The sequence below is a fragment of the Xenorhabdus entomophaga genome (assembly GCF_037996725.1).
GTDB lineage: Bacteria > Pseudomonadota > Gammaproteobacteria > Enterobacterales > Enterobacteriaceae > Xenorhabdus > Xenorhabdus khoisanae.
This window is the reverse complement of the sequence record NZ_JBBMXH010000542.1, coordinates 1-223: the sequence shown is the minus strand read 5'-3', so window position 1 is coordinate 223 and position 223 is coordinate 1. Positions and strand designations below refer to the sequence as shown.

1 protein-coding gene is annotated in these 223 nt (G+C 56.1%); it reads right to left on the bottom strand.

Annotated features, from left to right (window positions below):
• Positions 1-223 (bottom strand): antirestriction protein (locus AAC854_RS23995; RefSeq protein WP_340619224.1); only part of this gene is annotated, 223 nt, incomplete at both ends.

Here is a 223-nt window from a genome sequence, read left to right as displayed (position 1 = left end):
AAAACCGACAGGCATCCCGCTCATTCAGCGCGGCGATACGGGCAAGCACGATTAACGTCACCGTCAGCCCGAAGGCATCAGCCGAGAGTGTCACCCTTAACTGCGTGTCCGACAGGTAAAGCGGATAACTTTTCGCTGATGCCGGCACCATATAGGCCAACGACTCAGACACCTGCTGGCCAGTCCATTGCTCAGGCTGGTAATCTCTGCATAACGTTGAGGC